Annotated in this window: 8 protein-coding genes and 1 pseudogene; 7 read left to right on the top strand and 2 right to left on the bottom strand. The window is 56.0% G+C overall.

The window, feature by feature from the left end:
• The 3 genes from ACP7BS_RS29575 to ACP7BS_RS29565 all read left to right on the top strand — a co-directional run.
• Positions 1-198: hypothetical protein (locus ACP7BS_RS29575; protein ID WP_426240912.1), on the top strand; the 198-nt coding region annotated here is incomplete at its 5' end.
• Positions 199-730: 532 nt separating this feature from the next.
• Entirely contained in the window at positions 731-1,141 is a 411-nt protein-coding gene (locus ACP7BS_RS29570; RefSeq protein ID WP_426233257.1) for a response regulator, read from the top strand.
• Between the two features lie 242 nt (positions 1,142-1,383).
• Complete coding sequence (locus ACP7BS_RS29565; RefSeq protein ID WP_426233255.1) at positions 1,384-1,650, top strand: hypothetical protein; 267 nt, start codon at positions 1,384-1,386, stop codon at positions 1,648-1,650.
• 402 nt (positions 1,651-2,052) lie between these two features.
• Here the strand turns inward: ACP7BS_RS29565 and ACP7BS_RS29560 are convergent, their stop codons facing one another.
• Positions 2,053-2,631: a hypothetical protein gene (locus ACP7BS_RS29560; protein WP_426233311.1), complete on the bottom strand. Its 579-nt coding sequence runs from the start codon at positions 2,629-2,631 to the stop codon at positions 2,053-2,055.
• On the opposite strand from ACP7BS_RS29560, the gene ACP7BS_RS29555 reads away from it, so the two are divergent.
• The 3 genes and pseudogenes from ACP7BS_RS29555 to ACP7BS_RS29545 all read left to right on the top strand — a co-directional run.
• Positions 2,606-3,232 carry a hypothetical protein gene (locus ACP7BS_RS29555; protein ID WP_426240911.1) on the top strand — a complete coding sequence of 209 codons (627 nt, stop codon included), beginning with the start codon at positions 2,606-2,608 and terminating at the stop codon, positions 3,230-3,232. The two genes, ACP7BS_RS29560 and ACP7BS_RS29555, sit on opposite strands and share 26 nt — an antisense overlap.
• A 223-nt stretch (positions 3,233-3,455) precedes the next feature.
• Positions 3,456-3,659: a cold-shock protein gene (locus tag ACP7BS_RS29550; protein WP_426233251.1), complete on the top strand. Its 204-nt coding sequence runs from the start codon at positions 3,456-3,458 to the stop codon at positions 3,657-3,659.
• 193 nt (positions 3,660-3,852) lie between these two features.
• Positions 3,853-4,254: pseudogene (locus tag ACP7BS_RS29545) on the top strand (MOFRL family protein); the annotation flags it as partial.
• 176 nt (positions 4,255-4,430) lie between these two features.
• On the opposite strand, the gene ACP7BS_RS29540 reads toward ACP7BS_RS29545, so the two are convergent.
• Positions 4,431-5,063 (bottom strand): helix-turn-helix transcriptional regulator, encoded by a 633-nt coding sequence (locus ACP7BS_RS29540; protein ID WP_426233249.1) that lies wholly within the window; start codon positions 5,061-5,063, stop codon positions 4,431-4,433.
• A gap of 591 nt (positions 5,064-5,654) precedes the next feature.
• On the opposite strand from ACP7BS_RS29540, the gene ACP7BS_RS29535 reads away from it, so the two are divergent.
• On the top strand, positions 5,655-5,933 hold the full coding sequence (locus ACP7BS_RS29535; RefSeq protein WP_426233725.1) for an HU family DNA-binding protein: 279 nt from the start codon (positions 5,655-5,657) through the stop codon (positions 5,931-5,933).
• The last annotated feature ends 969 nt before the right edge of the window (positions 5,934-6,902 follow it).

Genomic DNA, 6,902 nt, shown 5'->3' with positions numbered 1-6,902 from the left:
GGTATCCAGAAGTCGCTCAGCCTCGACGGTCGAAATGCCCAAGTTTCTGAGACGCTGTATGAGCATATGCTGCTTCACAACAATGGTCTCACCACGGAGCACGTGACGTCTGACCATTTGGATTTCGGTTTCGATACGAGCCCCGTAGTAAGCCGGACCTCCGATGCCGCGATCGGCTTCGCAGAAGTTTTAGATTGAACGAAGATGTAGTGCTGACCCTAATTCATCGATGCTGGGTAGCCCAGAAGTTTTAGGCACTCTTCCGTGAGCTGCCGAGCATTGGCTTCGTCGATTATCAGGCGAACCTGATTTCGATCCGTCTGGATCGTTAGCATGCCCAACTCCGGCGTCTCCGAAATCGTCACAATGCTTGATCGCAGAACTTTTACGGCCTTGGGCTTTTTCTTCCAGAACATCGGGAGATTTTATCTGCCCTGAGAAATCCTTCAAGATCGTTTTTGCTTCCAACCGACGTCTTCATCGGAACAAAGCAGCCATACCTTAGTTCCGTATTCGCCGGTGCCCCTCCTCGGCACAAGGTCAACTTCGCCCCGCTTTTGCGGGGTCATTTTCGATCAGCACCGCAGTGGCCCATTAGAAACGTTGGGATTCAATTAGTCTCTTGAGTGGTTGTGGTGTATATTGACCATACCGGTCCCACTACATCCATTTCTCGGCTGTGACTGTTTAAGAGATAATCTGCTCTTGCCCACCCTATTGGAGCAGAGCCATGCCTCATCGCGACCTATCAAATATTAATAAAGCCAATGCTAATATTATCCTCATCCTTGAGGATGAGCCGCTGATCGCGATGGACTTCGAACAAATACTTAAAAACGCGGGTTTTACGACCCACATTTGTTATTCCTGCTCGGAGGCGTCGGCTTGGCTCGCTGATCATTCCCCTGATGCAGCGATCCTGGACATTTGTCTGAAAGATGGATCATGCACTGGGGTGGCATCGCGTCTCCACCAAAATTCCATTCCATTTATTGTCTGCTCTGGGTCTACCCAGGACGAAATCGATCCGATTTTCATTCGTGGAGAGTGGGTGAGTAAACCGTGCCAGCCCAAAATCTTGGTGAATGCAATTAAGAATTCCATTGCCGCGATGCTTGCACTACGGGAGGCGATCGCATGACCGAAGTAAAAAACAGACGGCCACGAGGTGCGTCGCCTCGCGGAAATTTCGAAACGGCGAAGACATATGCGGTTTCATCAGAAGAAGCCCGTCTGGCCGCAGAAAGACGGAAGACAGAAGCTTTGAGACAAGCCCGCCTCCGGCAACAACTCGAGAACCACGCGTCGGACGGAAAATAGCGTTTTAGCGCCTCCCTGGAACCAACAGAATTCGCTTTGGTTTCTTGGCATGGAGGAACCACGATGATCAATACCCCGAAGCTTCCGGTATCCCACGAAGACCGTCATCTGCTCTGTCAGGAAGAGGTTGACGGATCTCTTCAGGACATAATCAATCGAGCTACGACCAACGGCTGGGGCACCATGGAAACGATCGGCGCCATGGAAGAAGTCCTGAAAAATCTGCGGATTATGTACGCAGACAATCCACATCCTAACGAGGGTGATCCAAAGGAAACCAATGAAGGGCGCGCCTTCACCCACGGACGCGGGGGCGCGGAAGAAGAATGACCATTTTCCAAAACGCCGGGATATTCATAGGAATTTCCGTCGCGGTTGGAGGCTTAGGCTTTGTCGTAATGTGGCGGCCGGAAGGAATTGACTATCCTTACACAATGTATTCTTTTGCCCACACCCGTAGACCTCGAACGCTGTGGGTAATTCAAGAGCCTCCCGGCATTGCTGGTGAGGCTCTTTTTTTATTGTGCAGCCCCGCCAGAACGCAAAAAGCCCGCTGACCGGTTAGGTACACGGGCTTTTAGTGAAATTGAACGGTCACCCGGATTTTTGCGGTCTATCTCGAAGCTTGTTTCTTGTTTCTCGATAACTGGATATTCGGGCTGCTTCGGAATCCGTGAACCCCCGGTAATGAAAGCCGAGACGCTCGTCGCAAAATATTGCAAGATCGTTCCCTTAAACACTCTCCAGCTGGTTTTCAGCTAAAAGCTGGTTATTAGCCGCTTCCATGACAGCTGTCAGGAATTTAACCCGTTGCCACACCAGCGTATGTGCTTCCTCGCGCAAGAGCTGGATGGCGTAATAAATGGTCGGATCGAGTTCGACCGCCGCTCCATACTTCCTGCCATTCTGTCGGTGGATGAGGACGCGGCGGACGGGTTGGATGCTCGCCTGGCATTTCGTTGCCCACAGCGAGAAATCGGAAAAATCGTTGCGTTCATCATCTCCGTCGTGTCCGATTTGACACGCCGCGACCTCACATCCCAAACCACTCAGCCTTATGAAAGTTCTTTTCCCATGAGGCGAAAAAACGAAAATGGAAGCCAATACCTCGACCCCGACGGAAGATATTTCGTCGTCCGCGGCCGATTGTGGCGCAAGAGCAATCCAGCGCTCCCCGAACACGAGCGGGATCGACTTGTCAAAGAACTGTGAGGTAGGGCCTATCTCGTCGCCAATGGCCCGCCCGCCACGTTGACTTGGCTGCTCGCCGACCCATTTAGGCAGCATGCCTAAGCGCGAGAGAAACGACATCGAACTTCTGAGGACCTGGACTTTGCCGTCAAAAGCCACGCTCGGGTCGTCGGTGCGCGCGCACGGAATCCTTCTCGAGATGCGGGCGCGGCTCCCGGTGTCTTCGAAGAAATCGCTGATCCTGGAAGCGGGCGAACTCGTGCTTGCAATGCCAGCCGAAGCGAAGTCCGAATTCAACGCCGCGGCGGGCATCGTTTCCGCAGCGATGACGGACATCGGAAACCTGCCCGTGATTCCTCGAGAGATACAGGACATCCTGACGATCAAGCCAGGAGAGCGGCATCGGTGGCTTGCCGACGGTCGCCTCCCCAGCGCGGGGACGAGGACTGTACGACTAGCGGGCCGTGCCAGGCAGATCACCTTCCATGTCGTCGATCCGAAGGTCGTGGAAGAACTCCTCGACAGCGGCACAGTTGACGAATGGCGGGAGGACGACATCGCGGCTGCGGCCGAGAACCGACGGCGGGCCGCCTACAAAGCGAAGCTGACGCGATCGTTGAAGAAGGGGGCGAGTTCTCCGGCACCAGGGGCGGGGTCGGGTGACGCAAGCGCGGAACTGGCGGGTTGGGAAGAATTTGGACGGGACGGTTTTTTACGGTGACCCGCTCAGAGGAACTTCGCCTCGTCCGCGCCGCGATCCCGCCCACTATCAGTGCCGACGGTGTAGATCGAGGCGAGGCACGGTTGAATTCGATGGTCGGACCAACAGCTTGTCCGCCCTTGACCGCTGACAAACCTCGTTCATGACGGGATGGCACGGTTGCCTGGACTATCGGCATCCTATAGTTTGCGCGCGCATTATTGAAAACTTCGGGAAAGCATCTATGGCTACTGGTACGGTAAAATTCTTCAACGACGACAAGGGTTTCGGGTTCATCACCCCGGAGAACGGCGGACAGGACGTGTTCGTTCACGTGTCAGCGCTTGAGCGCGGCGGCTCCCTTCGCGAAGGTGACAAGGTAACCTTCGAAGTCGGACAGGATCGCAAGACAGGAAAGTCGAAGGCCGAGAACGTCTCCGTTCTCTAAACTTGAAATAACGGACGCCCGCTTACTCATACTCAGTGAACGCGGGTGGGTGTCCGTTTTGACAACCAGCCCGCGCCAATGCGGAGGTATCGCGACGCGACTGGATCAGTCGAAGCGCTCGCGCAGGAAAAGAGCCGCCTCAACGGATTCCTCAGACGAAATCGTATGGCCGAAATCGGGAAACGTTTTCAACGTGGCGCACCTCAAATCGTCAGCTGCGGACGGCCTGGAGCCAAGCGATCCGCGGTTCACAAAGGACCAGGTCCATGTCATTGCGTCGGCTGCCGTCTCGCTCGAAGCTGCGGCTGAACACGCCCGAAGGCACGGGATCGAAGCAGTGATCCTTTCGGATTCGATCGAAGGAGAAGCCCGCGACGTGGCAAGCGTGCATGCGGCCATCGCCCGCGAGATTGCGACAAGGAACAGACCTTTCACCAAGCCCGTCCTTTTGCTTGCCGGCGGTGAAACGACCGTGACGCTGCGCGCAACGGGCAAGGGTGGCCGCAACAGCGAGTTCCTCCTCTCCTTCGCGCTCGGCATCAGCGGTGTTGCGGGCATTCATGCCGTTGCCGCCGACACCGATGGCACCAGCGGCCCCGGACACTGCCTCGACGGTCAGCGACGGTAACGTTTTCCTTTTTCTCCGCGCATGAACGAGCATTCTTGTATTCGAGGGCGCGACAAGCGCTTGACGTCGTCGGCGATCTGACCATACCCCTACTGTCTGCCTGCTTAAATAGGGAATGTCCGGACCGGGTTCATTGAACCGCCTCACTTTCCCAACACACTCAGCCAGTCGCCGAATGAACCGCCGTAGCGGCCACCAGGCGGAATTGGAGATCGGGAGGGCTGCAGCGTAGCGGCTTTTCGAATATCCCGAGGGTTGACTCCGAATTCGTGGCTGAAAGCGCGGCTAAAATTGGCAGCCAGATCGAACCCTGCAGCTTCCGCTATTTCTGATATCGGCCGGGTGTTGGTGGCATCGCTGAGGTCCGCGTAAGCTGCAAGAAGCCGCTGTTTCCGTATATAATTAAGAACACCGCCACTTGCGCTAAACAATTGGTAGAGCCGAGTACGGGAGATACCAAGAGAACGGCAGATCTTTTCGAGCGTGAGCTCATCCGAACGTAGATTGCCATGTATATAACGATGCGCGCGCTCCATCATGCCCATATTTGGAAGCTTCGATGGCGCGACCGTCGCAACAGACAGCGAGGCGCATGCGACAATCAGATCGCTGATGGTATGCACGAGGCGTGGTAATTCCTCGGCTGTGAGAGTGTTGAGATTGGACTCGACACCTGTGACGTAGTGAAGAAGCAATTTTGCCAGATTGCCCGAAAATATCGAATTGTCGGCCGCCTCCAGAAGGCCTGCGTGGCCTGCCAGCTGTTCATAAGGCATGAAGAGAAGGATACTGTCAGAATTGGTTGTTCTACCCCGATAAGGATAGCCGAGCGATCTAAACGCAAGTAAGTCCGGCTCCGACCTTACTTTCCCGCGTTTCGCCAGCCGGCAGCGCGAGCTTCCGCTTCGGTGCAACACCAGCGCTCACCATGTCGAGGGCTGATTTTCATTGCCGAATAGTTTTCTTGCCCGAGATTTCTCTCACGCCTATTGGAGGGGAGAATCCACACGCGCGATTCTGCTGTCATGATAAGACAGCCCTACCACCTCTATGTCGAGCGTATGGCGCCGGAAAAGAGCGTGGCCAGCTTTTATGCGTGGGCCGTTCAGCCGACATAATTCGGCGAGGTGTCGCTTGCCCGAGGCCGGATCGGTACGCGCGGGGCGCAGTTGGTGCATCTATTCGACAACGATAGCAAGACCGTCGGCCTGTTGCTGGATGTCCTTCGCGGAAAGCGAAAGCGGGCTACAAGCCGAAACCACCTGTGGACATCCAGCGCATCCAACCCGCATCCCCATCATTGCCGATGACAACACGATCATAAGCTGACACGGATTTGTCTTTGTTAGAAGATGCGAGGAATATCCATGACCACCACGAATGAAATCGCCGACAAGATTGCTGCCGACAACGGCCTGACTAAGGTTCAGGCGAAAAGCATCGTAGAGGCGGTGTTCCAGGCCATTGCCGATGCAGCAGGCTCCGACGCTGAAACCTCGATCCCAGGCTTCGGAAAATTCAAGGTGAAGGCTTCGCCTGAGCGCGAGGGTCGCAATCCTGCGACCGGAGAGAAGATGACGGTTGCCGCCTCGAAGAAGCTGACCTTCGCGCCTGCCAAGGCTTTGAAGGATGCACTAAACAAGTGATCCCGATGTTGGAGAGCCCCGCCTTGCGGCGGGGCATCCGGTATCAGTCCCGATCCGAGCGGGACCAGATGACGGAGAGGCTTTTCTCGCCTCGACCTCGATCAGCGTTGCGTAGATCGAGGCCTGATGCACCTCTCATCCGCAGCGTCAGCTGGCTTTCTGGTATTGGTCGAGTGGCAATATGTCGTGTTGGTGCTGACACACCAGCGGGCAACTTACGCCGACCACGGCCGTACGGTTGCCGCCTCTGGAGTCGGGTTGCTGTTCATCGCCTGTAACAGCCGCAGCGACTGGAGCTTCAAATTTTCGAGCCCGGCACTGGCCTGGCGACCAGCTACAGGGGGCATGGGAGCGGGCAATGTCCGCGGCGGACGTCGCCCGCCAAGCGCAGGGACTGGCGCTCGCGATCGAAAAGTATGTCCCTCCCTCTCCCCCCAATCTTGCCTCTCTCGTACTGCTCATCGAGAATGGCCGCCGAGTACTTCTGACGGGAGACGCGGGCGTGAGAGCCTGCTCGAATGCCTCACCGCGGCGAAATTAATTGGAGACGATAGGCGGCTCGAAGTCGACGTGCTGCTGACCTGATCGCGTACTCACTGGTGATATGCTGCCTATGCTCGCCTTGACGAGATTCGAACCAATCGCCCTGCTATTACGAGGGATCTTCTTGTCTCAGAACGGCCAGAAGAGGAACCCGTTGGATGACCAGACGCAAAGACCTCGACCAACTCACCGCCTGTTCGCAACATTGCTGTGGCTGCCTCCCATCACGAAACCGTGCCCTGTTGTGTTCGCCGCCGCGATTGGTCGCCGGCCGAAAAGGCGGTAAGTATCGACGTAGTTCATCACCGAACTCGGGAAGGAGATCAGCATGTCTGACATCGATTTTGAGCGCCGAGCATTGCTTGCCGCTGGCGGTACCTTTGCATTGGCCGGGTTCACTGGCCTCGCGATGCCTGCTCGCGCCGC

Source organism: Pararhizobium sp. DWP1-1-3 (genome assembly GCF_049896125.1).
Taxonomy (GTDB): domain Bacteria; phylum Pseudomonadota; class Alphaproteobacteria; order Rhizobiales; family Rhizobiaceae; genus Pararhizobium.
Note: the sequence above shows the minus strand (reverse complement) of the source record. Positions and strands in the feature narration are given on the sequence as shown.

What these genes read in the sequence shown, in the direction of transcription:
- ACP7BS_RS29540 (WP_426233249.1), bottom strand. Translation starts at nt 5,063, where the DNA reads ATGCCTTATGAACAGCTGGCAGGCCACGCAGGCCTTCTGGAGGCGGCC.
- ACP7BS_RS29555 (WP_426240911.1), top strand. Translation starts at nt 2,606, where the DNA reads ATGCCTAAGCGCGAGAGAAACGACATCGAACTTCTGAGGACCTGGACT.
- ACP7BS_RS29550 (WP_426233251.1), top strand. Translation starts at nt 3,456, where the DNA reads ATGGCTACTGGTACGGTAAAATTCTTCAACGACGACAAGGGTTTCGGG.
- ACP7BS_RS29570 (WP_426233257.1), top strand. Translation starts at nt 731, where the DNA reads ATGCCTCATCGCGACCTATCAAATATTAATAAAGCCAATGCTAATATT.
- ACP7BS_RS29535 (WP_426233725.1), top strand. Translation starts at nt 5,655, where the DNA reads ATGACCACCACGAATGAAATCGCCGACAAGATTGCTGCCGACAACGGC.
- ACP7BS_RS29560 (WP_426233311.1), bottom strand. Translation starts at nt 2,631, where the DNA reads ATGTCGTTTCTCTCGCGCTTAGGCATGCTGCCTAAATGGGTCGGCGAG.
- ACP7BS_RS29565 (WP_426233255.1), top strand. Translation starts at nt 1,384, where the DNA reads ATGATCAATACCCCGAAGCTTCCGGTATCCCACGAAGACCGTCATCTG.